The sequence below is a fragment of the Catellatospora aurea genome, from assembly GCF_042663325.1.
In the GTDB taxonomy this organism is placed as follows: domain Bacteria; phylum Actinomycetota; class Actinomycetes; order Mycobacteriales; family Micromonosporaceae; genus Catellatospora; species Catellatospora aurea.
Map to the genome: position 1 here is coordinate 103,015 of NZ_JBHTAC010000008.1, position 26,597 is coordinate 129,611.

At 72.0% G+C, this 26,597-nt stretch carries 23 protein-coding genes and 1 riboswitch; of the genes, 14 read left to right on the forward strand and 9 right to left on the reverse strand.

Going from position 1 to position 26,597, the window contains the following annotated elements; translation table 11 throughout:
- Positions 1–90: 90 nt before the first annotated feature.
- The 3 genes from ACFQO7_RS10515 to ACFQO7_RS10525 form a co-directional block, all read right to left on the reverse strand.
- Positions 91–1,122, reverse strand: coding sequence for a lactonase family protein (locus ACFQO7_RS10515; protein WP_376806178.1), 1,032 nt, complete (start codon positions 1,120–1,122; stop codon positions 91–93).
- Between the two features lie 88 nt (positions 1,123–1,210).
- Entirely contained in the window at positions 1,211–2,224 is a 1,014-nt protein-coding gene (locus ACFQO7_RS10520; protein WP_376806179.1) for a sensor histidine kinase, read from the reverse strand.
- Positions 2,217–2,921 carry a response regulator transcription factor gene (locus tag ACFQO7_RS10525; protein WP_376806180.1) on the reverse strand — a complete coding sequence of 235 codons (705 nt, stop codon included), beginning with the start codon at positions 2,919–2,921 and terminating at the stop codon, positions 2,217–2,219. The genes ACFQO7_RS10520 and ACFQO7_RS10525 overlap by 8 nt, the downstream gene beginning before the upstream one ends.
- A gap of 113 nt (positions 2,922–3,034) precedes the next feature.
- Here ACFQO7_RS10525 and ACFQO7_RS10530 point away from each other — a divergent pair, with 113 nt between their 5' ends.
- Positions 3,035–3,589 (forward strand): DM13 domain-containing protein, encoded by a 555-nt coding sequence (locus ACFQO7_RS10530; RefSeq protein ID WP_376806181.1) that lies wholly within the window; start codon positions 3,035–3,037, stop codon positions 3,587–3,589.
- Positions 3,590–3,601: 12 nt separating this feature from the next.
- Here the strand turns inward: ACFQO7_RS10530 and ACFQO7_RS10535 are convergent, their stop codons facing one another.
- Positions 3,602–4,525, reverse strand: a complete 924-nt coding sequence (locus tag ACFQO7_RS10535) for a DUF1835 domain-containing protein (protein ID WP_376806182.1) — start codon at positions 4,523–4,525, stop codon at positions 3,602–3,604.
- A 159-nt stretch (positions 4,526–4,684) separates the two neighbouring features.
- Between ACFQO7_RS10535 and ACFQO7_RS10540 the strand changes: the two genes are divergently transcribed.
- The 9 genes from ACFQO7_RS10540 to ACFQO7_RS10580 all read left to right on the forward strand — a co-directional run bounded on the left by ACFQO7_RS10540 (position 4,685) and on the right by ACFQO7_RS10580 (position 15,382).
- The gene (locus tag ACFQO7_RS10540) at positions 4,685–5,122 is read left to right on the forward strand and encodes a hypothetical protein (RefSeq protein WP_360522794.1); all 438 of its coding nucleotides are present in this window, start codon (positions 4,685–4,687) and stop codon (positions 5,120–5,122) included.
- Positions 5,123–5,239: 117 nt separating this feature from the next.
- Entirely contained in the window at positions 5,240–5,737 is a 498-nt protein-coding gene (locus ACFQO7_RS10545; protein WP_360522797.1) for a GbsR/MarR family transcriptional regulator, read from the forward strand.
- A gap of 824 nt (positions 5,738–6,561) precedes the next feature.
- On the forward strand, positions 6,562–7,749 hold the full coding sequence (locus ACFQO7_RS10550) for an ROK family transcriptional regulator (protein WP_376806183.1): 1,188 nt from the start codon (positions 6,562–6,564) through the stop codon (positions 7,747–7,749).
- Between the two features lie 25 nt (positions 7,750–7,774).
- Complete coding sequence (locus ACFQO7_RS10555; RefSeq protein WP_376806184.1) at positions 7,775–9,337, forward strand: sugar ABC transporter ATP-binding protein; 1,563 nt, start codon at positions 7,775–7,777, stop codon at positions 9,335–9,337.
- Positions 9,334–10,425, forward strand: a complete 1,092-nt coding sequence (locus ACFQO7_RS10560; protein ID WP_376806185.1) for an ABC transporter permease — start codon at positions 9,334–9,336, stop codon at positions 10,423–10,425. The genes ACFQO7_RS10555 and ACFQO7_RS10560 overlap by 4 nt, the downstream gene beginning before the upstream one ends.
- Before the next feature lie 137 nt (positions 10,426–10,562).
- Entirely contained in the window at positions 10,563–11,618 is a 1,056-nt protein-coding gene (locus ACFQO7_RS10565; protein ID WP_376806186.1) for a substrate-binding domain-containing protein, read from the forward strand.
- Positions 11,619–11,671: 53 nt separating this feature from the next.
- Complete coding sequence (locus tag ACFQO7_RS10570) at positions 11,672–12,904, forward strand: Gfo/Idh/MocA family protein (protein WP_376806187.1); 1,233 nt, start codon at positions 11,672–11,674, stop codon at positions 12,902–12,904.
- Positions 12,905–13,020: 116 nt separating this feature from the next.
- Positions 13,021–14,025, forward strand: coding sequence for a sugar phosphate isomerase/epimerase family protein (locus ACFQO7_RS10575; protein ID WP_203698658.1), 1,005 nt, complete (start codon positions 13,021–13,023; stop codon positions 14,023–14,025).
- Positions 14,026–14,497: 472 nt separating this feature from the next.
- A complete protein-coding gene (locus ACFQO7_RS10580) occupies positions 14,498–15,382 on the forward strand; it encodes a phytoene/squalene synthase family protein (protein WP_376806257.1) in 885 nt (294 codons plus the stop codon).
- Here ACFQO7_RS10580 and ACFQO7_RS10585 read toward each other — a convergent pair.
- The 3 genes from ACFQO7_RS10585 to ACFQO7_RS10595 all read right to left on the reverse strand — a co-directional run bounded on the left by ACFQO7_RS10585 (position 15,364) and on the right by ACFQO7_RS10595 (position 17,714).
- Positions 15,364–15,837, reverse strand: coding sequence for a hypothetical protein (locus ACFQO7_RS10585; protein ID WP_376806188.1), 474 nt, complete (start codon positions 15,835–15,837; stop codon positions 15,364–15,366). The genes ACFQO7_RS10580 and ACFQO7_RS10585 overlap by 19 nt on opposite strands.
- A 184-nt stretch (positions 15,838–16,021) precedes the next feature.
- Positions 16,022–16,801, reverse strand: a complete 780-nt coding sequence (locus ACFQO7_RS10590) for a peptidoglycan DD-metalloendopeptidase family protein (RefSeq protein WP_360522818.1) — start codon at positions 16,799–16,801, stop codon at positions 16,022–16,024.
- A 40-nt stretch (positions 16,802–16,841) separates the two neighbouring features.
- Positions 16,842–17,714, reverse strand: a complete 873-nt coding sequence (locus ACFQO7_RS10595; protein ID WP_376806189.1) for a M23 family metallopeptidase — start codon at positions 17,712–17,714, stop codon at positions 16,842–16,844.
- A gap of 190 nt (positions 17,715–17,904) precedes the next feature.
- On the opposite strand from ACFQO7_RS10595, the gene ACFQO7_RS10600 reads away from it, so the two are divergent.
- Complete coding sequence (locus ACFQO7_RS10600; protein WP_376806190.1) at positions 17,905–19,935, forward strand: BTAD domain-containing putative transcriptional regulator; 2,031 nt, start codon at positions 17,905–17,907, stop codon at positions 19,933–19,935.
- A gap of 205 nt (positions 19,936–20,140) precedes the next feature.
- Here the strand turns inward: ACFQO7_RS10600 and ftrA are convergent, their stop codons facing one another.
- Positions 20,141–21,124, reverse strand: a complete 984-nt coding sequence (gene ftrA, locus ACFQO7_RS10605; protein WP_376806191.1) for a transcriptional regulator FtrA — start codon at positions 21,122–21,124, stop codon at positions 20,141–20,143.
- 95 nt (positions 21,125–21,219) lie between these two features.
- Between ftrA and ACFQO7_RS10610 the strand changes: the two genes are divergently transcribed.
- The 3 genes from ACFQO7_RS10610 to ACFQO7_RS10620 all read left to right on the forward strand — a co-directional run bounded on the left by ACFQO7_RS10610 (position 21,220) and on the right by ACFQO7_RS10620 (position 25,827).
- Positions 21,220–21,696 (forward strand): rhodanese-like domain-containing protein, encoded by a 477-nt coding sequence (locus tag ACFQO7_RS10610; RefSeq protein WP_376806192.1) that lies wholly within the window; start codon positions 21,220–21,222, stop codon positions 21,694–21,696.
- 176 nt (positions 21,697–21,872) lie between these two features.
- Positions 21,873–22,063, forward strand: a riboswitch (cobalamin riboswitch).
- Positions 22,064–22,258: 195 nt separating this feature from the next.
- Positions 22,259–24,814, forward strand: coding sequence for a ribonucleoside-diphosphate reductase subunit alpha (locus ACFQO7_RS10615; protein WP_376806193.1), 2,556 nt, complete (start codon positions 22,259–22,261; stop codon positions 24,812–24,814).
- A 17-nt stretch (positions 24,815–24,831) separates the two neighbouring features.
- Positions 24,832–25,827, forward strand: coding sequence for a ribonucleotide-diphosphate reductase subunit beta (locus ACFQO7_RS10620; RefSeq protein WP_376806258.1), 996 nt, complete (start codon positions 24,832–24,834; stop codon positions 25,825–25,827).
- Between the two features lie 3 nt (positions 25,828–25,830).
- On the opposite strand, the gene ACFQO7_RS10625 is transcribed toward ACFQO7_RS10620, so the two are convergent.
- Positions 25,831–26,553 (reverse strand): HD domain-containing protein, encoded by a 723-nt coding sequence (locus tag ACFQO7_RS10625; protein ID WP_360522830.1) that lies wholly within the window; start codon positions 26,551–26,553, stop codon positions 25,831–25,833.
- Positions 26,554–26,597: the final 44 nt, after the last annotated feature.

The following is a 26,597-nucleotide window of genomic DNA, read 5'->3' on the forward strand; positions in this document are numbered from 1 at the left end:
GCCGGTCCCGGGAGGGTATGGAGTTCTTCGGGGATATTCGTCCGCGTTCGGCGCCTCGGGGAGGATTTTCCGTGCCGGACGGCCCAGTGGTCAGGCGCGGCGCGGGGCGGGCAGGACGCAGGACGGGTTCGGCACCGAGACGGTGTCGCCGGTCGGCGACGGCAGGCCGGTGGCCGGGTCGCGGCGGTACCCGCTCACCGTGTCGCCGTCCTGGTCGGCGACGTACACGAAGTCCCCGAGCAGCGCGAAGTGCCGCGGCCAGCGGCCGGTCGGCACGTCCGCGACCGGCCGCAGCGCGGTTCCCTCCACCGCGAACACGGTGAGGCAGTCCGCACCCCGGTTCGCGACGTAGAGGAAGCGCCCGTCGGGCGAGCACTCCAGGTGGCTCGGGTAGTTGCGCTCGCCCGGCTCGCCGGCCGTCGCCGCGACACTCGACACCGGCCGCAGCAGCCCGTCGGCGACCTCGCAGACCACGACCGTGGAGTCCAGCTCGCCCGCGACGAACACCACCCCGGACGGGTGCACGGCCAGGTGGCGTGGCCCCATCCCGGCGACCAGCGGCGAGGTCGCGACGGGCCGCAGGCCGCCGGGCCCGACGGCGTAGCTGCGTACCTCGTCGGTGCCCAGGTCGGTGACGTGCAGCAGCCCGTCGGGGGCGAGCAGCGCCATGTGCGCGTGCGGTCCCTCCTGGCGCTCCGGGTCCGGGCCGCTGCCCTCGTGCGCGATCAGATGGTGGTACGGCAGCAGCGCGCCGTCGGCGCCGATCGCGAACACGGCGACGGAGCCGCCGCTGTAGTTGGCCGCCACCACGAACCGGCCCTGCGGGTCGACGGCCAGGTGGCAGGGGTCCGCGCCGCCGCTGGGCTGCGCGCCGAGCAGTTCGAGCCCGTCGGCGGTCACGGCGTACGACAGCACCTGCGCGGCGGATTCGCTCGCCGCGTACAGGTGGGTGCCGTCGGGGTGCCAGGCGAGCCACGACGGGTCGACCGCCGCGACGGGCGGACCCGCCGGTTCCAGCCGCCCGGTGTCCGGGTCCTGCCGCCAGGCGGTGATCGCCTGCGCGGTGCCGGCCTTCGCCGTGTAGGAGCCGATGTGGACCAGGTCAGGGGAAACCGAAGGCATGCCAGGCAGCCTAATGCGCGATCCACCACGCGAATCGGGCCCGTCCCGCAGACCGGACGCCACGCCCTGCAGCGATCTTGGGCGGCCGTCAGCCCGCCACGGCGGGCAGGTGCACCTCGAATCGGCAGCCGGCGGCGGTGTTCGCGACGTCGACCCGGCCGCCGTGCGCGTCGACCAGCCCCGCGACGATGGCCAGGCCGAGCCCGCCTCCGCCGCCGTCGGCGTCCGGGGTGCGCGCCTTCGCGCCGCGGAACGCCACGTCGAACACGCGGGGCAGGTCGGGCTCGGCGATGCCGCCGCAGGTGTCGTCGACGGCCAGCCAGCCGCCCTCGGCGTCGCGTCCGCCGGTGACCGTCACGGTGCCGTCGGGGGGCGTGTAGCGCACCGCGTTGAGCACCAGGTTCGCCACGATCCGGGACAGTTCGCGCTCGCCCGCCCGCACCACGGGCCAGTCGCCCTCGGCGACCAGGCGTACGCCCCGGGCGGCGGCGACCGGCGCGGCCGCGGCGACCGCGTCGGAGACCACCTCGCCCAGCGGCACGTCCACCGGGGACAGCTGCAGCGCCCCGGCATTGATCCGCGACAGCTCGAACAGGTCGTCGACCAGCGCGGCCATGCGGTCGGTGCCGGTGCGGATCCGGCGGTGGTATTCGGCGACCGTGGCCGGGTCGCTGACCACCCCGTCCTCCAGGGCCTCGGCCATGGCCCGCATGCCGGCCAGCGGGGTGCGCAGGTCGTGCGACACCCAGGCGACCAGGTCGCGGCGGCTCGCCTCGACCTGCCGCTCGCGCTCGCGGGCGTCGGCCGCCCACATCGCCGAGCGGGCCAGCCGCCACGCCACCCAGCCGCCGATCCCCAGGCTGACCAGCCCGGACAGCGGCACCACGACGAGCAGCACCTGCAGGTCGTGCGGGGAGATGAACATGCCCTCGGCGACCGCCAGCACCCCCGCCAGCATCGCCAGCACCGTGGCCACCAGCAGCACGCACACGTTCAGCGTGATCGAGCGGCGGTGCAGCACGCGCAGCAGCAGGGCTGCGGGCAGCCAGACGACCGCCGCGCCGGCCAGCGCGGCGAGCAGGATCAGCAGCAGGTCACGCACCGTCGCCCGCCTGCACCGGCTCGTACCGGTAGCCCACGCCCCAGACGGTGTGGATGCGCCGGGGCGCGGCCGGGTCGGGTTCGATCTTCTCGCGCAGCCGTCGCACGTGGACGGTGACCGTCGACTGGTCACCGAAGGTCCAGCCCCACACGGACTCCAGCAGCCGCTCCCGGCGCAGCGCCTCGTTCGGGTGCGCCATCAGGAACGCCAGCAGGTCGAATTCGCGTACGGTCAGCGCCAGCTCGCGGCCGGCGAGGTGGGCGGTGCGGCGTACCGGGTCGACGACGAGGTCCCCGTCGGTCAGCACGGCCACCGGGGCGGCCTGGGGGCCGGTGCGGCGCAGCACGGACTGGGCGCGCAGCACCAGTTCCCGCGGGGAGAACGGCTTGGTCACGTAGTCGTCCGCGCCGACCTGCAGGCCGGCGATGCGGTCGACCTCCTCGCCGAGCGCCGTCAGCATGATGATCGGCACGCCGGGGCCGGGCTTGGCGCGCAGCCGCCGGGCCACCTCCAGCCCGTCGAGTACCGGCAGCATCAGGTCCAGGATGATCAGGTCGGGCCGTTCCCGGGCGTACGCGTCGAGCGCGGCCTGCCCGTCGGCGGCCAGCACCACCCGGTGCCCGGCGTGCTCCAGGTAACGGCGTACCACGTCGCTGACGGTCGGGTCGTCGTCGACGACGAGCACACTGGTGGCCATGCCGCGAGCGTACGTCGAGATCATCGGCGGTGCCCGGACGCCGCCGCCGTCGGAACCTTACGATCCGCGAACGTGGGGTCCCGCCGGGGCCGTGCGGGCCTTAGCGTCAGGGCATGACGAGGATGTTCGGCAAGCCCGCCGTCTGGGCGGTGGCCGCGGTGCTGGCCGTGGGCCTGGCGTTCGGTCTGTACTGGTTCCAGCCCTGGAAACTGCTCACGTCGAAGACCGTCAACGACGCCGCCCCGGCGGTGGTGTCCGCGAGCGCGACGCCCTCGCCGGCCTCCCCGACCGTGGGCGCGCCCTCGCCGTCGGCCGTCGCGGTGCTGCTGGCGGAGGGCAAACTGGTCACGCACGAGCACGACAGCTCCGGGACCGCGCAGCTGGTGCGGCTGCCCGACGGCCGCCACCAGGTGATCCTGCGCGACCTGGCCACATCGGACGGTCCCGACCTGCGGGTATGGCTGACCGATCAGCCCGTGCTGCCCGGCCGCGCCGGCTGGCACGTCTTCGACGACGGCAAGCACGTCGAGCTGGGCCGTCTCAAGGGCACCCACGGCACCCAGGTCTACGCCGTGCCCGCCAACGTCGACCCGACCGAACTGCGCAGCGTCACCATCTGGTGCGCCCGCTTCAAGGTCTCCTTCGCCGCCGCCCCGCTGGAGGCGTGACCCCGGCGGACCTCAGGCCGGGACGGGCCGGGCCGCGTCGGGGTCCCACCGCCAGCCGGGCAGCAGCACCCCGCCGACCCAGCGGGGGAAGGTCTGCCAGCTCGCGTCACCGTGCAGGATCCGCTGGCCGTACGCGGTGAGCTGGTACTCGCCGCCGCGCAGCGCCAGCGCCGGGCGCTCGGCGTCGTGCAGCCGCTTCAGCACCGGCAGCAGCATCACGTCACCGAGGTACGGCAGCGGGTCGGTGTCCTGGTGCGCCCGGTAGACGGCCGCGAACGGCAGCGGCCCGGGGCTGACCGCGCGCAGGCACAGCCGCTCGGACAGCGACAGCCCGTCCGTGGTCCACGGCAGCTCGGCGAGGTGCCGCCGGACCGCCCGGGGCAGGTATGGCAGCGCCTCGTCCTTGATCCCGGCCAGCGCGGCGGGGTCCGGCGCGGCGAGCGCGGCCCAGGCCCGCTCCGCCGCGGCGAACTGCTCGGCGGTGACCGGGCGCTCCCGCCCGGTGAGTGTCGCCAGCTGCGGTGCGGACAGCTGCCCGAACCCGATGAACGGGTCCTCGCCGGGGAACGCGTCGATCGACATCAGGCGCAGCCGTCCGTGCAGCGCGGGCCGGTGGGCGAGCAGCGCGAGCAGCCGGATCAGGATCGCCTGGTCGAACCAGTCGTGCTCGAACCACAGCAGCACCCGGTCGTACGCCTCCAGGGTGTCGAGGGCGGCCCGCTCCTGCGACAGGCGCCCGCGCACGGGTGCGGCGTCGAGGTCGTACGCCCCGGCGAGCCAGTCCGCGCGGATCGCGTCGAACTCGGCCGGGTCAGCCGTGCGGGGGACGGGACCCTGGCACACCGGGTCCGTGAACGACACGAAGTCACCGGGGAAGCCGGCCGGTCCGAGGGTCTCCCGGAGGTCGTCGCCGCAGCGTACGTGGACGGTGCGCATGGCCGTCAGTCTAGGTGCGACAGCCGCCGGTGACCGGTCGACGGGCGGGAAAGGCAGGTGTTACCAGCGGTATGACCCATCGACATATGCGCGCTTGGGAAACTATCATTAGTCATGGCGCGAACTCGTACGGTGACAGGTGCCGGGATCATCGCAACCGTGGCGCTCGTCCTTCTGTTCGGTAATCAGCCCTTCGTGGAGTGGGTGTCGAGGCACACCAGCTCCGACAGTGCCTGGGGCTGGTTCCTGCGTGTGCTGACCTGGCCCCGGTGGGCCTTCGGTCCCGTCGACGGATCCAGCAGCGCGATGCGCCGGCTGCTCGCCGACGATCTGCGCGCGCTGTTGCTGATCCTCTTCGTGGCCCTCATCCTCGGAGTGGTCAGCAAGGCGGTCACCGGTGGCGCCGGCGGCTTCCTGCTCGGCTGGTCGGCACTGATCTTCGGATCGGCGCTGGCGGCCTTCATCACCGCGTTCATCATCAGCGATCCCACGTTCGTGGGCGCGCTCCAGGCCGCCGCGGCGGGCTCGGCCTACGGGCTGTTCGTCGGCTGGGTGGTCGGTGCGCTGACCGGCACCGCCAAGGGCGCGGGCTCCTAGCGTCCTGCTCCACCGTGTGGTGCCCGCGGCCGAGGCGGGCACCGCACGGTACGGCCGGGAACGTGCACGTTGTTCATAAAATTGTGAATACTCCTAAGCTTGTTATGATCGTCCTTGATGAGCGACAAGGTTGACGCGGTCGCGCCGCGTGATGAGGACGGTGTGCGCCGGTCGGTGGAGCACATGGCGATGATGCTGGCCGACATGGGCTTCCCCCGGATGCCGTCCCGGGTGCTGATGACCATGATGAGCGCCGAGGAGACCTCGCTGACCGCCGGTGACCTGGCCGAGCGCCTGGGCGTCAGCGCCGCCGCCATCTCCGGCGCCGTCCGATACCTGATGCAGATGGGCTTCGTGGTACGCGAGCCCGCGCCCGGTTCCCGCCGCGACCGCTACCGCCTGCCCGACCAGCCCTGGTACGGCGTGACCACCGCCAAGCGCGGCTTCTACGGCCAGTTCTCCGACGAGGCCGACGTCGTCATCGAGGCAGCAGGCGGCGCGCGGACCCTGGCCGGCGAACGCATGGCCGACCTGCGCGACTTCTTCCGCTTCGTGGAGGAGCAGGTAGGCGGCGCGATGCAGCGCTGGCAGGAGCAGCGCCTCCCGCGAGCCTGACCGACCTCCCCACTCGCCCGATCCGCTCCGCTCCGCTCCGCTCCGCTCCGCGCCCGCCCACCCGCTCCGCGCCCGCCCACCCGCGCCGCGCCCGCCCACCCGATCCGCGCCGCGCCCGCCCGATCCGCGCCGCCCGCACATCGCTCCACGATCATTCGACTTGCCAGGCACCTGTGCGTATCTTGGGCGCCCTTTCGCCCGCTTGCCTGGCAAGTCGAACGATCGTGGTGAGGAGGCGCTCCCATAAAAGGTTCCCGCCGCGAGGGCGGGCGACTTTTCTCGGTGACGTGCGTGAATCGGGCGCGTTCACCCGCGCGGTCGGCCCGTCCGACAGGGCTGGACGGGCATCAGAAGGACCGGTCGCTTCGACTGTCCCGGCTGGGCGCGAAAGTATCCATGAGGCCGCGTCGCGGAGGTCTCTTCCGTGCACCGCCGGTGCCGTCGAGGCGGCATCCGCTCTCCGCCGGCCGTGTGCGCCGGCGGACACGGCCGCGGTCGCGGCACCCGGATCCGCTGCCGTGCGGCCCGCCGTGGTCCTGGCCGGACAGCCGCCCACCTGCTACGACGCCGCCTCCCGCCGGCCGGGCTCCGGCCGGGGGCGCAAGTCTGACGACCTCGCGGCTTCGAGACCGTTATGAGACCGCGACTTTTTAAGACTTGCGCAGTAGGGGAGGGGGTGTTCTGGATGGTCATGGCTAACTTCTGCTAGATCAAACAAAAGTTTCGCGGATTCGGCGAGAAGCTATGGACACGATTGTCGAAAGCTCGTAACCTGTGCGACACACCACATCGGTGGAGTCCTATCAGGTCGGAGGAACGAGCGGATGAGCCTCGCGCGGACGCTCTGGGACCCGCTGCACGTCAGAGTGCTGCGGCTGCTGCGAGACGAGGGTGCGCTGTCGCGCGCCGAACTCGCCGACCGGCTGGACATCCCCCGTCCGCGACTGCTCGGCGAGCTCGACCGGCTCGTTGCCGGGGGACACGTCGCCGAGGCGGGCCCGGCCGAGTCGCGCGGCGGCCGCCGGTCCACGCTGGTGGAGCTGAACCCGGCCATGCGCTTCGCGGGTGTCGACCTCGGCGCGACGTCGATCGACGTCGAGGTGACCAACGGCCGGCTGGAGCCGGTCGCGCACTACAGCGAGCCGGCCGACATCCGCAGCGGCCCCAAGGTCACCCTGCAGCGGGTCAACGAGCTGCTCGCCAAGGCCAAGGTGGAGGGCGCGTTCACGCACCTCGACGGCATCGGCATCGGCGTGCCCGGCCCGGTCAGCTTCCGCGACGGCGTGCCCGTCTCGCCGCCGATAATGCCCGGCTGGGACCGCTTCCCCGTGCGTGAGCTGCTCACGCGGGAACACGGGTGCCCGGCCGTGGTGGACAACGACGTGAACATCATGGCCGTGGGCGAGCGCAACGCGGGCGTGGCGCACTCCGTCGACAACTTCCTCTTCGTGAAGATCGGCACCGGCATCGGCTGCGGCGTCTTCCTCGGCGGCGAGGTCTACCGGGGCACCGACGGCTGCGCCGGCGACATCGGCCACATCCAGGTCGACAGCCACGGCCCGGTCTGCACCTGCGGCAACGTCGGCTGCCTCGAGGCCGTGTTCAGCGGTGCCGCACTGGCCCGCGAGGCCACCGCCGCGGCGCGCTCGGGCACCTCGCCCGCGCTGGCCGAGCGGCTGGCGACCAACGGCGCGGTGACCGCGATGGACGTGGCGATCGCCGCGGTCGAGGGCGACGTGGTCTGCGTGCAGCTGATCCGCGACGGCGGCCGTCGCATCGGCACCGTGCTGGCCGGGCTGGTCAGCTTCGTGAACCCTTCGATGATCGTCATCGGTGGCGGGCTGGCCCAGCTGGGCCACATCATGCTCGCCGAGATCCGCAGCGTGGTCTACCGGCGGTCGCTGCCGCTGGCCACTGGCAACCTGCCCCTGGTGCTGTCCGAGCTGGGCCCCCGCGCCGGCGTCGCCGGCGCCGCGGTGCTGGCCAGCGAGATCGCTTTCGAGCAGGCCTGAGCCCGAGATGAGCGAGGAGTCGAGCATGAGCGAGCAGGCGGCGACCGCTGCGGAGGCCTCGGGCGAGGTGGTTCTGCGGCTGTCCGGTGTGGTCAAGACCTTCCCCGGCGTACGCGCCCTCGACGGCGTCGAGCTGGAGGTGCGCGCGGGTGAGGTGCACTGCCTGCTGGGGCAGAACGGCGCGGGCAAGTCCACCCTGATCAAGGTGCTGGCCGGCGTGCACCGCCCCGACGCGGGCGACGTGCAGTGGCTGGGCGAGCAGGTCTCGTTCAGCGGGCCGCAGGCCGCGATGAAGGCCGGCATCGCCACCATCTACCAGGAGCTCGACCTCGTCGACTACCTGTCGGTGGCGGAGAACATCTACCTCGGCCACGAGCCGCGCAGTCTCGGCTTCGTGCACAAGGGCCAGGCCGCGCGCCAGGCCCGGGAGCTGCTGGGCCGGCTGGGCCACGGCGAGATCCCGGCGCAGCGGCTGGTCAAGTCGCTGCCCGCTGCGGGCAAGCAGATCGTCAGCATGGCCCGCGCGCTGTCGCACTCGGCCAAGCTGATCATCATGGACGAGCCCAGCGCGGTGCTGGCGCACGACGAGGTCGGCAACCTGTTCCGGATCATCCGGGAGCTGACCGCGCAGGGCATCGCGGTGGTCTACATCTCGCACCGGCTGGAGGAGATCCGCGAGATCGGTGACCGGGTCACCGTGCTCAAGGACGGGCGCACCTCGGCGGTCAACCTGCCGGCCCGCACCACGCCGACCAAGGACCTGGTCAGCCGGATGACCGGCCGCTCCATCGAGTACGTCTTCCCGCCCCGGCCGGACACCGCGCCCGGCGAGAAGCTGCTGGAGGTGCGCGGGCTGGGCCGCTCCGGCGAGTTCACCGGGGTCGACCTCGACGTGCACGCCGGCGAGATCGTCGGCATCGCGGGCCTGGTCGGCTCGGGCCGTTCCGAGCTGCTGGAGACGGTGTTCGGGGCGCGCCAGGCGGAGGCCGGCACGGTGGTGATGGACGGGCGGGCGCTGCCGCCGGGCAACGTCGCCGCGGCCGTGCGGGCCGGGCTGGGCATGGCCCCGGAGGAGCGCAAGAGCCAGGCGCTGCTGCTCGGCCAGCCGATCTACCGCAACATGACGCTGACCAACTTCAGCTCGTACGCCACCGCCGGGTTCACCGACGCCGGCAAGGAGCAGGACGAGGCCATGCGGGTGGCGAACCAGCTGGAACTGCGCCCGCGTGACGTGCGCCGGGCCGTGCGCACGCTCTCGGGCGGCAACCAGCAGAAGGTGGTCGTCGGCCGGTGGCTGCTCGGCGGCACCCGTCTGCTGCTGCTCGACGAACCGACCCGCGGCGTCGACGTCGGCGCGCGGGCCGAGCTCTACCAGGTGATCCGCGACCTCGCCGCGAACGGCGTCGGGGTGCTGCTGGTCTCCAGCGAGGTGCCCGAGGTGCTCGGCCTGGCCGACCGGGTCCTCGTCATGCGCGAGGGCCGGGTGGTGCGCGAAGCGCCCGCGGCCGACATCAACGAGGAAGACGTACTCGATCTGGTTATGGCGGGATCGCTGACCGCCGCGACGACTGAAGAGGTGGCCGCATGAGCGTGTCCAGCGAGGAGAAGGTGGAGGCGCCCGGGGGGCACCCGCCCCACGCCGCTGACGAGCGCGTCGTGAAGACGAGCTGGTGGAAGGACGAGGCGCAGGAGCCGATGCGGCGCAACCTGGGCCTGGTCGGGGTGCTGCTGGCGCTGTTCGCGATCGGCGCGTACATCCGGCCCGACCTCTACAGCGACGCCGACTGGGTCGTCAACAACATCATGGTCATCCTGACCCAGGCGGCCGCGATCGGCGTGGTCACCGTCGGCATGACCTTCGTGATCATCGGTGGCGGCATCGACCTGTCCGTCGGCGCGCTGATCGCGCTGTCCGGCGTGTGGGCCACGACGCTGGCCACGCAGAGCTTCGGCCCGGTCGGCATGATCTTCACGGCGGTCGCCGTCGGCATCGGCGCGGGCCTGGTCAACGGCGTGCTCATCGCGTACGGCAAGCTGGTGCCCTTCATCGCCACCCTGGCGATGCTGGTGGCGGCGCGCGGCCTGGCCGCGCAGATCTCCGGCAAGCAGACCCAGATCTCCGGCGACCAGTTCATCAACAGCATCGCCACCACCCGGATCGTCGGCATCCCGCTGCTGGTCATCATCCTGCTGGCGGTCGCCGGGCTGGGCTGGGTGCTGCTCAACCGCACCACCTTCGGCCGGCGCACCGTCGCCATCGGCGGCAACGCCGAGGCGGCCCGGCTGGCCGGCATCAACGTCCGCGGCCACACCATGCTGCTGTACGCCCTCTCGGGCCTGTGCTGCGGCATCGCCGCGATCATGCTCACCTCGCTCGCCACCTCGTCCCAGGCGGCCGCGGCCGAACTCTACGAACTCGATGCGATCGCCGCGGCGATCATCGGCGGCACGCTGCTGTCCGGCGGCCGCGGCACCATCATCGGCTCGCTGTTCGGCGTGATCGTGTTCTCCGCGATCACCAACCTGTTCGCCATCGCCAACCTGCCCACCGAGGTCCAGAACATGGTCAAGGGCGCGATCATCGTGGTCGCGGTCCTTCTCCAGCAGGTGCGGTTCTCGTCGCTCACGCAGTTCGCCCGGAGGCACGGTCTCACCCGGGCGAAACCGCAGACCTGACCGCCGCGGGGCGGGCGGCCCGATCGGCCCGCCCCGGCTTGAGGTTCCATCACCGCACAGCCCGCTCCACCTGGGGTGACCGTCGAACGCGACGGTCGCCAGACCGAACACACCCTCGCGACGACCAGGAGGTCGTGATGACCAACTCGATTCCGGACACGTCCCGCCGCCGGCTCCTCTTCGGTGGCACGGCGATCGCCGCCGGCGCCCTGCTCACCGCCTGCACCAGCAACGAGCAGACGCCGACCCCGGCGCAGACCAAGGGCGCCGACACCGAAAACCCGAACGCCGCCGCCGGCAAGGCGGTCACGATCGGCTTCTCCGCCCCGGCCGCCGACCACGGCTGGATCGCGGCGATCACCAACAACGCCAAGGCGCAGGCCGGGGCGTACAAGGACGTCACGTTCAAGCAGGTCGAGGCGGGCAAGGACGCCGCGGCGCAGCGTGCCGCGCTGGACACCCTGATCGCCGAGAAGCCCGACGTGATCGTGCTGCTGCCGCACGACGGCAAGGAGCTCAACGCGTTCGGCCTCAAGGCGATGGAGGCGGGCATCCCGGTCGTGAACCTGGACCGTGCCTTCCCCGACGCGCTGGCCTACCGCCTGCAGATCAAGGGCGACAACTACGGCATGGGCGTGGCCGCCGGTCACTACATCGGCAAGGCGCTCAAGGCGAAGAACGTCGCCAGCCCGATCATCGGCGAGATCGCCGGCATGGACGAGCTGGAGCTGACCCAGGAGCGCAGCGCGGGCTTCAAGGCCGCGCTGGCCACCTACGGCTTCACCGTGGCCAACCGCCGCGCGGCGCGCTTTACCGCCGACTCGGGCCAGAAAGAAGGAGCGAACCTGCTGCAGGCGCTTCCCAAGATCGACGCGATCTGGAACCACGACGACGACCAGGGCATCGGCGTGATGGCCGCGATCACGGCGGCGAACCGCAGCGAGTTCTTCATGGTCGGCGGCGCCGGCTCGAAGAAGGCGATCGAGGACATCGCCGCCGACAAGACCGTGCTCAAGGCCACGGTCACCTACAGCCCGTCCATGGCGTCGTCGGCGATCTCGCTGGCCCGCCTGATCGGCCAGGGCCGGGGCATGTCCGACCTGGTGGAGCTGCAGGTGCCGAAGGAGATCATCCTGGCTTCCGAGACGATCACGAAAGAGAACGCGAGCACGTACCTCAAGCTCGGTTTCTAAGCCCGACATGGTTCGCCCGCACCAGCGGGCTCGGTAACGGAGGAGCCCACCCCGTGTCCACAAACGACAACAAGACTCGCGCCCCTTTGTCCGCAGAGCGGACACTGCGGGTCGGCATGGTCGGCTACGCGTTCATGGGCGCCGCGCACTCACAGGCGTGGCGCACCGTGAACCGCGCATTCGACCTGCCCCTGCGGGTCCGGATGGCGGCGGTCTGCGGCCGTGACGAGGCCAAGGTGTCCGAGGCGGCCGACAAGCTCGGCTGGGACGGCTATGTCACGGACTGGCGGGAGCTGATCGCCCGGGACGACATCGACGTGATCGACGTCTGCACGCCCGGCGACAGCCACGCCGAGATCACCATCGCCGCCCTCGCGGCGGGCAAGCACGTCATGTGCGAGAAACCGCTGGCGAACTCCGTGGCGGAGGCCCGGGCGATGGTCGATGCCGCAGCCGCGGCGCGGGAGTCGGGTATTCGTACGCTGTGCGGGTTCAACTACCGGCGCGTGCCGGCGGCGGCGCTGATGCGTCAGATGATCGCCGCCGGCAGGCTCGGGGTGATCCGCCACGTGCGTGCCGTGTACTTGCAGGATTGGATCACCGATCCGCAGTTCCCGCTGGTCTGGCGGCTCCAGCAGGAGCGGGCCGGGTCGGGCGCGCTCGGCGACATCGGCGCGCACATCATCGACCTGACCCAGTACGTCACGGGCCAGCGCATCACCGGGGTGAGCGCGCTGACCGAGACGTTCATCAAGGAGCGGCCGATCCCCAGCGAGACGAGCGGCCTGTCCGCCTCGGGCAACGGCCAGGCCGTCGGCCAGGTGACCGTCGACGACGCGGCGCTGTTCACGGCGCGGCTGTCCGGCGGGGCCATCGCCACGTACGAGGCCAGCCGCTTCGCGATGGGGCGCAAGAACGGCCTCCGCGTGGAGATCAACGGCTCGCTCGGCTCGCTCGTGTTCGACCTGGAGCGCCTCAACGAGCTGGAGTTCTACGACGCGACCAAGCCGGCCGCCGAGCAGGGCTTCAACCGGATCCTGGTCACCGAGCCGGAGCACCCGTACCTGTCCGCTTGGTGGCCGCCGGGCCACATCATCGGGTACGAGCACTCCTTCACCCACCAGATGCGCGACTTCGTGCAGGCCGTGGCGGAGGGCACCGACCCTCACCCCTCCTTCGAGGAGGCGCTCGGCGTGCAGCTCGTGCTCGACGCGGTGCAGCACTCCGCCGAGTCCGGGTCCGCCTGGACCGAGGTGGCGCAGCCCGCCTTCCCGGTCGCGGCTTGACCGCACCGGCACTGAACGTGGGAGGGCCGGTCGGACGCCGACCGACCGGCCCTCTCACCCACCCGACTTCCGCTCGACGCACCAGGCACTCCCGCACACGATCGGAGAGCGAACACATGCCTCGACCCATCACCCTGTTCACCGGCCAGTGGGCAGACCTCCCGTTCGAGGAGGTCTGCCGACTGGCGTCCGAGTGGGGCTACGACGGCCTCGAGATCGCCTGCTGGGGCGACCACTTCGAGGTCGACAAGGCGCTGTCGGACGAGACCTACATCCCGCGCAAGCGCGCCCAGCTCGACAAGTACGGGCTGAGCGTCTACGCGATCTCCAACCACCTGGTCGGCCAGGCGGTCTGCGACAACCCGATCGACGAGCGGCACAAGGGGATCCTGCCCGCCCGCATCTGGGGCGACGGCGAGCCCGAGGGCGTACGCCAGCGTGCCGCCGCCGAGATGGCCGACACCGCCCGCGCCGCCGCCAAGCTCGGCGTGGACGTCGTCGTCGGCTTCACCGGCTCGCCGATCTGGCACTTCGTGGCCATGTTCCCGCCGGTGCCGCAGTCGATGATCGACGCGGGCTACGAGGAGTTCGCCCGCCGCTGGCACCCGATCCTCGACGTGTACGACGAGGTCGGCGTGCGCTTCGCGCACGAGGTGCACCCCAGCGAGATCGCGTACGACTACCACACCACCCGCCGCACCCTGGACGCGCTGGGCAACCGGCCCGCGTTCGGCCTGAACTGGGACCCGTCGCACATGGTGTGGCAGGGCTGCGACCCGGTCGGCTTCATCCTCGACTTCGCCGAGCGCATCTACCACGTGGACTGCAAGGACACCAAGGTCCGCATGGGCGACGGCCGCCGCGGCATCCTGTCGTCCCACCTGCCCTGGGCGGACCTGCGCCGGGGCTGGGACTTCGTGTCCACCGGCCACGGCGACGTGCCGTGGGAGGACTGCTTCCGCGCGCTGAACTCGATCGGCTACACCGGCCCGATCTCCATCGAGTGGGAGGACGCGGGCATGGACCGCCTCGTCGGCGCTCCCCAGGCCCTGGAGTTCGTGCGCGGTCTGCTCTTCGACCCGCCCACCGCCTCGTTCGACGCGGCTTTCAGCTCGGACTGAGCCCTGGCCCCCGCCGGCCGCTGCTCCCACGTGACGGCCGGCGGGCCACCGCGTGACGCCGCTCCCTCCGGCACCACCGAGACAAAGGAAGGGCACCTTCTTAACGCTATGCGTTGCAGAAGGTGCCCTTCTTAACGCGGCAGAGCCGCAGCCTGCGGCGATCCGGCAGCGGGCCGGTGCCGCTCCGGGAGCGTGTGCGGAAGCCGGGCCCGAAGGGCGGCGGTCGCGGCAATATCGCTGTTTCCGGTCAAGATCTGCGGTCCAACCTCACCTTTTGACCTGAGACAGCGATCTTCTGCGGCCGCCCGGTGGCAGGCCGGCGGCGTCTCGTGCCTAGGATGGCTGTGGCCTGTGCGAATGCCTGGGCGGCAGAGGTGTGGGGGGAGCAGCGGCGGTGCGGCAGGTGGGTATGGCGGCCGACCGCATTCCGGCCGACGCCGACCCGCGACGCGTCCCAGCGGGTGCCGCCCCGATCCCGGCCGAGCTGGCGCAGGCGTACCGCCGCTGCCGAGACCTGCACCGCAGCCACGGCCGCAGCTACTTCCTCGCGACCCGGCTGCTACCCGCCTGGAAGCGCCCGCACGTGCACGCGCTGTACGGCTTCGCCCGGTACGCCGACGAGATCGTCGACCGCACCCACACGGGGACCCCCGCCGACCGCGCGCGTCGGCTGCGTGACTGGTCCGAGCGCTTCCTGGCCGGGCTGCGCGGTGATTCCGTGACCGATCCACTGCTGCCTGCCGTGCTGCACACCGTCGAGGTCTTCGACCTGGACCCGGCCGACTTCGCCGCGTTCCTGCACAGCATGGCGATGGACCTGACCGTGCGCGAGTACGCCGACTACCCGGCGCTGCTGTCCTACATGGAGGGTTCGGCGGCCGTCATCGGCACCCTGATGCTGCCGATCCTCGGCCCCGCCGATCCGGCCGCGGCCCGCGAGCCCGCGCGGCAGCTCGGTCTGGCGTTCCAGCTCACCAACTTCCTGCGCGACGTCGCCGAGGACCTCGCCCGCGACCGCGTCTACCTGCCGCAGGACGACCTCGCCCGGTTCGGCGTCAGCACGGCCGACCTGCGCTCCGCCGCCGTGGCCGGCCGGGCCACACCGCAGATCAAGAGCCTCATCGCGTACGAGATCACTCGCGCCCGCACCCACTACGCCGCCGCCCGGCCCGGCCTCGACCTGCTACCGGGCGCCTCCCGCACCTGTGTGCGCACGGCGTACCTGGTCTACGGCGCGATCCTCGACGAGATCGAGCGCGCGGACCACGATGTCTTCGCCCGCAGGGCCGTGGTGGGGCGGGGCAGGCGGATCGCCTTGCTGGCCCGCGGTTTGACCGGTCAGGCCGCGGGCAGGTAGCCGAACCGGGTGCATTCGGATTTGACCAGGTTCTGCGTGTCGGGCAGCTGCCCCGAGGGCTCGGTCTTGACCATGTCGTCGGCCAGGTCGGAGAAGAAGTGCTGGAGCCGCGGATCGATGTCGCGGCCGGCGTACTCGCGGTAGACGGCGGCCCAGGGGGCGACGGCGTCGCGCACGGCCCGCTCCCGGCGGCGCTGCTCCGCCTCGTCACCGCCGGCCAGGCTGTCGGTGTAGGCGAGCAGTGCCTCGACGTAAGGCGTGAAGAACCGGACGGTGGAGAATTCCGCGCTGTCACACGTGGTGCGGGACAGCTCGGCCACGGGGTCCCGGGTCGACGCCGGTGCGGCCACGGCGGACGGCGAACCGGCGGGTGCGGGCGGCGACGCCTCGCCGCATCCGGTGAGGGCGGTCAGGGCGAACACGGCGACCAGGACGGCTGCGGATCGGTGCGGCACCGGCAGACGGTAACAACGCGCGCGGCGAAGCGCTGCCCCCGCGGGATTCGCGGCTGCGGCCGTCTGGCGGGGCAGCTGCTCGGTTCGCCGCTCCGGCCGCTGCACCGCAGGTCAAAGGGGGTCAGGCGTTAGGAAGGGCACCTTCTTTAACGCGGAGCGTTAAGAAGGTGCCCTTCCTTTGGTCTCAGCAGCGGGGGACGCCGGGGATGAAGCCGTCGTATCCCGTGTAGACGTAGGCGTCGGAGATGAAGCGACCCGAGCCGATGCGGTCCCAGATGTTGCTGGTGCCGTAGGTGCCGGTGACCGTGGTGCCGGTGGTCTGGCACTGGATGGAGACGGTCGCGCCGTCGTTGACGGTGCCCACCGACGCGTAGCCGGTGCCGGGGCCGGAGCGCACCGTCAGCGGGGAGCCCGCGGTGTTGACGGTGCCCTGCGCCGCGCCGCCGCCGCAGCCGTTGTCGCTGGTGTAGTTCTTGGTGCCCCAGTAGAGCGCGGTCACGCCGTTGAACTTGATCTGGATGGCGGAGCCGCCGGAGCGCTGCTCGTAGTGCAGGTGCGGGCCGGTCGAGCCGCCGGTGGTGCCGACGTACCCGATCACGGTGCCGTACTTGACGGTCTGGCCCACGGACACGTTGAACGAGTTCAGGTGCGCGTAGTACGTCGTGTAGCCGCTGCCGTGGTTGATCCGCACGTACTTGCCGTAGCTCGTGTCACCGAGGTTGGTGACCACGTCCACGGTGCCGGGCGCGCTGGCCACGACCGGGTCGCCCTGGTCGTCGGTGCGGTTGAAGTCGATGGCGTTGGCGGGGCTGTGGTTGGTGCGGGTCTGGCCCGACCACACCTGGTTGCAGGGGAAGGGGACCTTGAAGGTCGGGGCGGCCATCGCCGGCGAGGCCTCGACCAGGACTGCCGCGGCGACCGCCACGGCGGTCACGGCCAGCCCCAGGAAACGCTTGACGTGCACTGGGTGCTCCTCTGGTGAAGTGGTTGCGGGGGTAAAGGGATCAGGCGCAGTGTTCGAAGCCGGAGGTGTAGCTGGTGCCGCCGGCGCTGCCGCCCCACTTCACGCAGTCGGGTGCGGTGCGGATGACCGGCCCTGCGTAGTAGGAGAAGCTGCCTGAGTCGGTGGTTCTACTGGATCCCTGCGGCTCCAGGAACGCGCTGGTGGTGGTGGGGGTGCCCACGCTGGCCATCTTCAGGGTGATGACGCAGTTCTGGCTGGTGGAGCCCTTCCACAGCAGGTTCGCGGTGCCCGCGCTGCCGAGTTTCACCGAGTCGATGACCTGGAACCCGCTGCCGCACTCGGCCGCCGGGTCGTACGACGTGGCGCAGTTGTTGCTGGTCACGTTGGCCGAGCCGTAGCCGAAGGTGCTGCCGTTGAAGACGGCCTTGATGATGTGCGACTGCGACCGGTCCGGGTAGCGCACCTCGTAGTGCAGGTGCGGCGAGATGCCGTTGCCCGGCTTGCTGGTGTTGCCGACCGAGCCGATGGCCTGGCCGCGCAGCACCGCCTGGCCCGCGGTGACGGCGCGGGTGTCCAGGTGCGCGTAGTAGGTGAAGTAGCCGCCACCGTGGTCGATGACGATCAGGTTGCCGTAGCCGTTGACGGAGCCCTGGTGGGCGGAGACCTCGACGGTGCCCGCGGCGGCGGCGACCACGGTGTCGCCGAGGTCTGCGGTGGCGGTGGAGCCGCGGTTGAAGTCGATCTCCCAGGAGACGTGGGCGCTGCTGCCGGTGCTGTTGCCGTTCCACGTCTGGCCACAGGGGAAGGGCAGCTGGAAGGCGGGCGCGGCCTGCGCGGGGCTGCCGAGCAGGACCGCACCGGCCAGGCCTATGACCAGCGCTGCGGCGCCGGCGAACAGTCGTGTTGGTCGCATATGGACGATTCCCTTCCGTGGGGTGGTGGAACAGGAGGCCCGTGACTGCGGGGTGTGTTCACAGCGTTGCGACAAGCTCTCCAACGTTTCTCCAGAACCCCTACAGCCGTTCAGCCGAGTGCTCTGGTCCGATCAGCCGAGCGCGCGTAGGCTCAGGCGATCGATCACGGATCGTGTGGGTGGGTTTGGCGTGTCGGACCGGCTGGAACTGCGCATCCTGGGCTCCTTCGAGTTGACCCTGGGCGGCCTCGACGCACCTGTCGGCGGTGTGAAGCCGCGCCAGCTGCTGGCCACCCTCGCGCTCAACCACGGCCGCACCGTGTCGGTGGACCAGCTGATCGAGGTGCTGTGGGGGCAGGACCCGCCCCGGTCGGCGCTGGCCAACGTGCAGACCTATGTCAGCGCGCTGCGCACCCGGCTGGGTGAGGACCGGCTGCGCAGGCAGGCGCCCGGATACCGGCTGGAGCTGGACTGCGGCGAGCTGGACCTGTTGCGCTTCGAGGAGTACGCCCGCGGCGGTGACCCGGACAGCCTCGACGCGGCCCTGGGCCTGTGGCGCGGTGAGCCGGTCGAGAACCTGCCCGCCTCACCGCTGTGGCGTGCGGAGATCGACCGGCTGGTGGAGCGGCGGCGGGCGGTCCGGCAGACCCGGGCCCGGCTGCGCATCGAGGCCGGGCAGCCCGCGGCGGCCGTCGACGAGCTGCGCCGGCTGATCGCCGAGGAGCCGCTGCGCGAAGAGGCGTGGTCGCTGCTGGTGACCGCGTTGCGCGACGCGGGGCACCGGGCCGAGGCGCTGTCGGCGTACGCCACCGCGCGCCGCACCCTGACCGAGGAGCTGGGCGTGGAGCCGGGCGAGCCGCTGCGCCGCCTGCACCGCACCCTGCTCGTCGAACAGGAGGGCCCGGCGGTGCTGGGCACCCGGCTGGACGGCGCGGCCGCGCTGGTGCTGCGGGGCCTGGCCCGGCTGGGCATCCCCGCCGCACCGGGCTGGGTGCCGGCCGCGCTGCTGGACCGGCCGGATGCGACGGAGGTGCTCGGCGCGCTCGACCGGGCCCGGCTGCTGCGGTCCACCGGCACCGACGACCTCGACCAGCCGCGCTACGGACTGCCGGTGCTGGTCGGCCTGCTGGCCCCGGACCTGCCCGGGGAGGCGATCGGCGCGGCGCTGACCCGCGCGCTCGGCGGCTACCTCACCCTGGCCGAACGTGCCGCCGCCGGGCTGCCGCGGCAGGTGTTCGGCCCCGGCGTCACCGTCGCGGCACGCTGGCCGGTGCCGGGTGCCGCGGAGCTGGCCGGCGATCCGGTGCGCTGGTTCGCGACCGAACGCGACGCGCTGCTCGGCGCGGTCGAGGCGGCCGCCGCCAACGGGCTGTCCGATCTGGCCTGGGAACTCGCCCACGCCATGGTGGCCTGGTGCGACATGGGCGGGCACACCGCCGAGTGGGAGCAGACGCACCGTACGGCGCTGTCGGCCTGCCGGGCGCAGGGCAACCTGCTCGGTGAGGCGGTGACCCTGCGCGGGCTGGGGCAGCTGCACCTCTACCGGGACCACTACGAGGAGGCGGCGGAGGCGTTCAGCCGGTCGCGGCTGCTGTTCGCCCGGCTGGGCAACCTGTGCGGGCAGGCCGCGGCGCTGGCCGGGCTGGGCACGGGGCACCGGATCCGGGCCGAGCACGACGAGGCGCTGGACTGCTACCGGCAGGCGCTGGAGGCATACCGGCTGCTCGGGCACCGGCACGGCGAGGCGTACTCCCGCGGGGCGCTGGGCATGGTGTGGCTCGCCAAGGGCGATCTCGCCGAGGCGTACCACGACTTCACCGCGGGGCTGGCGCTGGCTGAGGAGATCGGTGACGAGCACCGGGCCGCGCTGCTGACCCGCCAGCTGGGCCTGCTCCGGCTGCGCAACGGCGAGCCGGCCCTCGCGCGGGCGGACCTGATCGCGGCGCTGGACCGGTTCGCGGTGCTCGGCGACGCCCACTGCGAGGCGTACTGTCTGACCGATCTGGCCTCGCTGGAGGCGCCCGAGGTGGCCGTGCAGCGGCTCACCCAGGCCCTGGAGATCTTCGAGCGGATCGGCGACCGCCGCGCCCAGGCGCAGACCGCGCGCCGGCTGGGCGAGCTGCACCGCGGCGACGAGCGGTTCGGCCTGTCCGACGCGTACCTGGCCGAGGCCCGGCGACTGCAGTCCACCGTGGAGATGGCACGCGTTCATCCGATGTGAGCACCCACCTGACCGGGGGCCTGGCCGGTATTGACCGGTGAAGGGATCCATCAGGTGAAGGGAGTCGCACCATGCGCAAGACCATCGTCACTCTGATCGCGGCTTTGCTGGCCGTAGCCGCCACGGGCGTCGGCCTCGCGGTCGCCGGACCGGCGTCGGCCGCGCCGAAGTACTCGATCGAGTGCTGCTGACCGGCTGACCCGGCTCACCGGCCACGGAACGTCCGCCGGTACGACGACGGTGAGGTGCGCATGCACCTGCTGAAGTGGTGCCGGAACGTGGCCGGTGAGTCGAACCCGACCGCGGCGGCGACCTGCTCGACGGGGGAGTCGGAGGTCTCCAGCAGCGGCAGGCTCGCGGCCACCCGCTGGTCGATGAGCCAGCGGATCGGGCTGGTGCCGGTGTGCCGGGCGAAGTGGCGCAGGAAGCTGCGCGGGGACATGCGTGCGTGTGCGGCCAGCAGGTTCACCGTGAGCGGCTCGGTCAGGTGGTCCAGCGCCCAGGCCATCGCGCGGGCCACGCCGTCGTCGTCGACGACGTCGCGCACGGGCAGTTCGATGAACTGTGCCTGACCACCGTCGCGGTGCGGCGGCAGCACCAGCCGCCGGGCGACCGTGTTGGCGATCTGCGCACCGTGGTCGCGGCGCACCAGGTGCAGGCACAGATCCAGCCCTGCCGCGCTCCCCGCACTGGTGATCACCTGCCCGCTGTCGACGTAGAGCACGTCGGGGGTCACCTCGACCAGCGGGTGGCGCTCGCGCAGCAGCGGTGCGTACTTCCAGTGCGTGGTGGCCGCCCGGCGGTCCAGCAGGCCCGCCGCGGCCAGCGCGAACGCGCCGGAGCAGATGGAGACCATCCGCGCGCCCCGGTCGGCGGCGGTGCGCAGGGCCTCGACCAGCGCGGGGGAGACCTCGGCACGGACGTCGGCGACCCCGGGCACGATCACGGTGTCGGCGGCGGCCAGCACGTCCAGGCCGTGCCGGGCGGTGATCGAGAAGCCGCCGACGGCCGCCATCGGCTCCGGCGTCTCGGCGCAGACGTCGAGGTCGTACCAGGTGACGTCGAGTTCGGGGCGGGGCAGGCCGAACACCTCCACCACGCAGCCCAGCTCGAAGGGCGCCATCCCGGCATAGGCCAGCACCGCGATCCGGTGCCGGGCGCGGGTCTCCAGTGTCACGGGCGTACCCATGGCGAGATCTTAGCGGACAGCGGCGTTCTCGCCACTTCTGGCGATCCGGCCTGCTCGACAGGATGGATCCAGTGACCGACCAGAAGGAGCCGCACATGTCCGCCGTTGCCACCACCTCCGCAGTGCTCGGCATTCCGCCGGCCGCCGCCGACGTCGCCGCCGCGCACTTCGCCGCCCGCCTGTCGTTCGAGGCCGACGTGTCCGATGTGCACGCCGACCTGGCCTCGGGCGCGCCGGGCTTCGTGCTCGTCGACTCCCGCTCGCTGGAGGCGTGGGAGCAGGGGCACCTGCCCGGCGCGGTGCACCTGCCCACCGCCGAGATCGCGGCACGGGCGGCCGAGCTCGTGCCGGCCGGCAGCGTCGTGGTCACCTACTGCTGGGGGCCGGGCTGCAACGGCGCGACCCGGGCCGCGCTGGCCTTCGCCCGCCTGGGCTACCAGGTCAAGGAGATGCTCGGCGGGTACGAGTACTGGGTCCGCGAGGGATTCGACACGCAGACGTTCCTCGGGCTGCGCAAGAACGACGTGGACCCGCTGACGGCCCCCGCGAGCGGCGCGGCCTGCGCCTGCTGACCGCCCGCATCGATGCCGGTGAGGGTGGGCCATCGACGACACGCCGAGCCTATATGGGGCCGCTGTTGTCTGCGTGCCACTAGATGTAGTGTGAAGGCATCGCTGGTCCACCCCTCCGGCCCCCTCGGGGCCGGGTTTCGGGGTGCGCGCGAGCCGCCGTCAGGCGGCCCGCGCTGAGGGAATCCGGTGCGATTCCGGAGCTGCCCCGCAGCGGTGAGTGGGAACGAAGCCGTCCCGCCCTCCTCCCGCGAAGAGGGGAGCGGACAGCACTGGGCCGGTCCGGCCTGGGAAGCGACGGCGTAGGGGGTCCACGGCAGCACGGTGTCCGCACCACGCCGCCAGGCCGCGCCCACGAGCCCGAAGACCTGCCGGCGTGCGTGCCGCGGACGGTTCCGCGACGCGCCCGCGACCCACTGTGCCGACCGCGCCGTTGCGCGGCGGGGCGGGGGGCCGCGACACCGGACCGCGCGGGATGGTCCTCGGTGGATGGCGTGCGCCCGGACCAGCCGGGTCGGTGCCGTTCGCGTGCCCTCCCGCGCTTCGACGAGGGGGAGCGCACACTTTGACCAGCACCACCTTCCGCAACACCGCCGACGCCGGCACCGCCGACGCGGAGCCGCTCACCGCGTCGCTCGCGACACTGCTCGCCGAGGCGGCGCAAGGGCTGCCCGATGTGGACCACGCGGCCGTGCTGACCCCGGTGGCGGCCGGCGTCTGGCCCGGCGCGACCGAGGCCGACCTGCGCTTGCGGGCCGTCGAGACGGCCGCCGCCCTGGTGGCCCAGGAGCCGTCGTACAGCCGGCTCGCGGCGCGGCTGCTCACCGTGCACATCACCGCGGAGGCGGCCACTCAGGGTGTCACCGACTTCCCGAGCTCCGTGCGGGCCGCGCACACGGCCGGGCTGCTCGCCGACGACCTGGCTGCCTTCGTGGCGGCCCACGCGGACGAGCTGGCCGAGCTCGTCGACCCGGCCGCCGACGATCGCTTCGAATACTTCGGGCTGCGTACCGTCTACGACCGCTACCTGCTGCGGCACCCGATGACCCGCAAGGTGCTGGAGACACCCCAGCAGTTCCTGCTCCGGGTCGCCTGCGGCCTGACGGGCGAGGTCGGCGACGCGGGCACCGCCGGGCGGCGGCTGCCGGGCAGCACCGCCGAGGTCGCGCGGCTGTACGCCATCCTCAGCCGCCTGGCGTACCTGCCCAGCTCGCCGACGCTGTTCAACGCCGGCGCCCGGCGTCCGCAGCTGAGCAGCTGCTTCCTGCTGGACTCGCCGCGCGACGAGCTGGAGTCGATCTACGAGCGCTACGGCCAGATCGCGCGGCTGTCCAAGTACGCCGGGGGCATCGGGGTGGCGTGGAGCCGGATCCGGTCGCGGGGCTCGCTGATCCGCGGCACGAACGGGCTGTCCAACGGCATCGTGCCGTGGCTGCGCACGCTGGACTCCAGCGTCGCCGCCGTCAACCAGGGCGGCCGGCGCAAGGGCGCGGCCTGCGTCTACCTGGAGACCTGGCACGCCGACCTGGACGAGTTCCTGCAGCTGCGGGACTCGACCGGCGAGGAGAGCCGGCGCACCCACAACCTGCACCTGGCCAACTGGGTGCCGGACGAGTTCATGCGCCGGGTCGAGGCCGACGCGAGCTGGTCGCTGTTCGACCCGAAGGACGTGCCGGAGCTGGTCGACCTGTGGGGCGAGGAGTTCGACACCGCCTACCGGGCCGCCGAGGCCGCCGGGCGCGCGGTGCGCACCGTGCAGGCCCGCGAGCTGTACGGCCGCATGATGCGCACCCTGGCGCAGACCGGCAACGGCTGGATGACGTTCAAGGACGCCGCCAACCGCGCCTGCAACCAGACCGCGGTCGCCGGCAACACGGTGCACCTGTCCAACCTGTGCACCGAGATCCTGGAGGTGACCAGCGACGGCGAGACGGCGGTGTGCAACCTCGGCTCGATCAACCTGGCCGCGCACCTCGGCGGCGACGGCGTCGACTGGGACGCGCTGCGCGACACGGTGCGCACCGCCGTACGCGTGCTCGACCGCACCATCGACCTGTCCTACTACCCGACGGGTGAGGCGGCCGGGGCCAACAACCGGTGGCGGCCGATCGGCCTGGGCGTGATGGGCCTGGCCGACGTCTTCTTCGCGTTGCACCTGGACTTCGACTCGCCCGAGGCGCTGGCCCTGTCCACCCGCATCGCCGAGGAGATCGCGCTCGCGGCGTACGACACCAGCGCCGACCTGGCCGCCGAGCTGGGCGCGCACCCGTCGTACGCGGACACCCGCGCCGCCCGCGGCGTCCTGCACCCCGACCACTACCCGGACGCGACCCGCACCCGCCCCTGGGCCTGGGACGAGCTGGCCGCCAAGGTGGCCCGCACCGGCCTGCGCAACTCGCTGCTCATCGCGATCGCGCCCACGGCCACCATCGCCTCGATCGCCGGCTGCGCCGAGTGCATCGAGCCGCCGGTCGCGAACGTCTTCAAGCGCGAGACCCTGTCCGGCGAGTTCCTCCAGGTCAACCGCTATCTCGTCGACGAACTCAAGGCCCGCGGCCTGTGGAGCGCCGCCCTGCGCGAACGCATCCTCGCCGCCGAAGGCTCCATCGCCGCGATCCCCGAGATCCCCGCCGAACTGCGCACCCGTTTCCGCACCGCCTGGGAGCTCCCGCAACGCGCCCTCATCGACCTGGCCGCCGCCCGCACCCCCTTCATCGACCAGTCCCAGTCCCTCAACCTCTTCATGGCCTCCCCCGACATCGGCAAACTCTCCTCGATGTACGCCTACGCCTGGCGAAAAGGCCTCAAGACCACCTACTACCTCCGCTCCCGCCCCGCCACCACCATCACCCCCACCACCGTAAGGAAGGGCACCTTCCCATCGGTTTCCGTAGCGGAAGGGCACCTTCTTAACGCTCCGGCGGGCGCGGGCAGCAGCGACGGGGCGCTGCTGGGAGCGGCGGCCGTGGGCGCGGCGTCGGCCGGTGAACCGGCGGTGCCGCTCGGCGGCGCCGTGGCGGCCGGCGGCGTGCCCGGGCTGCCGGCGCAGCCGCTGCGGACCGCGACCAGCCTGATCAACCTGAACTTGGAAAACCCTGAGATCTGCGAGGCCTGCCAGTGACCACCGACGCCAAGAAGATGCTGCTCGACCCGGGCCTCGACCTGACCCTGCGGCCGATGCGCTACCCCGACTTCTACGAGCGCTACCGCGCCGCCATCCGCAACACGTGGACGGTGGAGGAGGTGGACCTCGGCAACGACCTGCCCGACCTGGCCTCGCTCAGCGACGGCGAGCGGCACCTGGTCAACCGCCTCGTCGCGTTCTTCGCCACCGGGGACACCATCGTGGCCAACAACCTGGTGCTGAACCTGTACCGGCACATCAACGCGCCCGAGGCCCGGCTCTACCTGAGCCGCCAGCTGTTCGAGGAGGCGGTGCACGTCCAGTTCTACCTGACCCTGCTGGACACGTACCTGCCCGACGACGCGGAGCGGGCGCAGGCGTTCGCGGCCGTGGAGAACATCCCGTCGATCGCCCGCAAGGCGCGGTTCTGCTTCGAGTGGATCGACTCGGTCTTCGACCTGCCCGAGCTGGTCACCGCCGACGACCGGCGGCGCTTCCTGCTCAACCTGATCTGCTTCGCGGCCTGCATCGAGGGCCTGTTCTTCTACGGCGCCTTCGCGTACGTCTACTGGCTGCGCTCCCGCGGCCTGCTGGACGGGCTGGCCGCGGGCACCAACTGGGTGTTCCGCGACGAGTCCATGCACATGGACTTCGCGTTCGCCGTCGTCGACACGGTGCGCGCCGAGGAGCCGGAGCTGCTCGACGACGAGCTGGGCAAGGCGGTGACCCGGATGCTGGAGGACGCCGTCGACGCCGAACTGGCCTTCGCGGAGGACCTGTGCGGCGCGGGGCTGCCCGGCATGACCCTGGCCGACATGCGGGAGTACCTGCAGTACGTCGCCGACCAGCGGCTGGCGCGGCTGGGCCTGCCGGCGCGGTTCGGGTCGAGCAACCCGTTCCCGTTCATGGCCCTGCAGGACGTGCAGGAGCTGGCCAACTTCTTCGAGCGCCGGGTCACCGCCTACCAGGTGGCGGTCCCCGGCACGGTCAGCCTCGACGAGGACTTCTGAGCCTCAATTCCCGGCCAGAATCGCGCTGAAGCGCTTCTCGGCGAGGTCGAACTGGGCGAAGATGTGCGCCTTGACCTCGCCGAGAAGCGGCGTGTCCGGCCGGGCCACCAGCTCCCGCAGCAGCGGGACCAGGGGCTGGTACTTGGTGGCGGCGCGCAGCACCTTCGGGCCGATGGTGTGGATGACGCCGACCCCGTTGTCGGTGAAGTCGGAGACCTTGATGATCCGCGCCCACGGGTCCACGTCCAGCGACTCGACCACGTGCTCGCGATACTGCTCGTCCTTGTCGCGGTCGAGGTCGTACTCCGGGTTGGTGACCGCGTTGACCAGCTGCGCGACGCGGGGGCCGAAGCGTTCGGCGAGCACCGCCAGCGCCTGCTCCCGGGGCGGCGGACCGCTGCGGTGCGCCTGGCCGACGATGCCCCACGGCTGGTCCTCGACCGAGTCGTGCAGCAGGGCGGCGACCAGCACGTCCCGGTCGGTGATCCGGTAGTAGGTGATGATCCGGATGGTGACCCGCAGCAGGTGGTTGAGGTACGGCTCGCGTACCCGCCGCTGCTCGGCGTGCAGCCGGCCGGCCAGCTCCAGCGCCTCGGCGAGCACGGCCTGGTCGGCCGCGGGCAGGCGCTGGATCTCCAGGGCGAACCGGTCCCGCAGGCCCTGCTCGCCGAGCACCTCCGTGATGGCGTGCAGCGGCATGGTCATGAGGTAAGCCGGGGCGTCCATGCCGCCGTTTATATCGGATCAACGCCGTCCGCGCTTCCCTCTGA